The organism is Streptomyces katrae, assembly GCF_000966975.1.
In the GTDB taxonomy this organism is placed as follows: domain Bacteria; phylum Actinomycetota; class Actinomycetes; order Streptomycetales; family Streptomycetaceae; genus Streptomyces; species Streptomyces katrae.
The window spans coordinates 1-1,236 of sequence record NZ_JZWV01000193.1; the positions used below are offsets into that span (position 1 = coordinate 1).

At 71.6% G+C, this 1,236-nt stretch carries 2 protein-coding genes; both read right to left on the reverse strand.

From position 1 onward, the window contains the following. Positions 1–82: 82 nt before the first annotated feature. A complete protein-coding gene (locus VR44_RS08995; RefSeq protein WP_094191512.1) occupies positions 83–814 on the reverse strand; it encodes a FadR/GntR family transcriptional regulator in 732 nt (243 codons plus the stop codon). Positions 815–845: 31 nt separating this feature from the next. Continuing rightward, positions 846–1,236, reverse strand: a 391-nt coding sequence (locus VR44_RS09000; RefSeq protein ID WP_045946880.1) for a gamma-glutamyl-gamma-aminobutyrate hydrolase family protein, incomplete at its 5' end; no start/stop codon positions are given.

Genomic DNA, 1,236 nt, shown 5'->3' on the forward strand with positions numbered 1-1,236 from the left:
TTCAAGGACTTGCTGTAGCCGGTGTCGCCGGCGTCGACGTGACGGGTCGTGGGGCGCTTCTCGTCTTTGAGGAACTGCTCGCTCACGCCTCGGGTCTGCCTTCCGTGAGGGCGGTGGTGCGCTGAGGGCGCACGATGTCGGTGAGGGTCGTCTCGACCCGTAGCAGGTGGTGGGACATGGCTTCCACCGCGTCGTGCTCGCTGCCGTCGACCAGCGCTTCCAGGATCGCCCGGTGCTCGCAGTTGGACTGCTCGCGCCGGCCGCCCAGTTCGTTGAGGAAGGTCGACTGACGCGCCAGTGCGTCGCGGATCTCCTCGATGACGCGGCGGAAGACGGGATTGCGGGAGGCCTCGGCCACCGCCAGGTGGAAGACGGTGTCCATCGCCACCCACGCGGTGGTGTCGGTCTCCTGCTCCATCCGGTCCAGCAGATGGCCCAGGTGGTCCAGGTCCTCGGGGGTGCGCCGCAGCGCGGCGTACCCGGCGACCGGGATCTCGACGTGCCGGCGCACCTCCAGCAGGTCGCTGGCGGCGTAGTCGCCGAAGGTCGGGTCCTCGACCGTGTTGGCCACGACGAAGGTGCCCTTGCCGCTCCTGGAGACGGTGAGCCCCATGGCCTGGAGAGCCCGGAGCGCCTCCCGCAGAACGGGTCGGCTGACCTCGAGGGTGCGGCACAACTCGGCTTCCGAGGGGAGCTTGTCGCCTACGGCGTACTCGCCGCGCTCGATGGCGCTGCGCAGGTGGCCGAAGACCGCTTCCATGGCGCTGACGCGCCGGGGAAGGGGGCCACCTGTCTGGCTGTCTGACAGGTTCACGCTGTGATCCTGCGGGGTGCGCCCCGGGGTGTCAAGACACCTGTGTCGGGAAAATCCGGCCCGGCCCACTTCGCACCGCGGACGTGGCGGCCGTCCGGACGGGACCGGTGCCCTCGGCGGAGCCCGCGGCAGCCACCAGAGCCCGCACGACCGGCGCGTCGGCACCCATCTCCGGGTGCCACTGGACGCCCACGGCGAAGCGGTACCGGGTGCTCTCGATCGCCTCGACCGTGCCGTCCGCCGCACGGGCGGCGACGATCCACCCCGCGCCGAGGCGGTCCACCGCCTGGTGGTGGTGCGTGGCGACCTGGTGCGTCCCCGGCAGCAGGGTGCCGACCCGGGTCCCGGGCACCGTGGTCACCGCGTGGGCGCAGAAGTGGCCCCGGTAGGGGTTGTGGCCTTCGTGGCCCACGGTGTCGGGG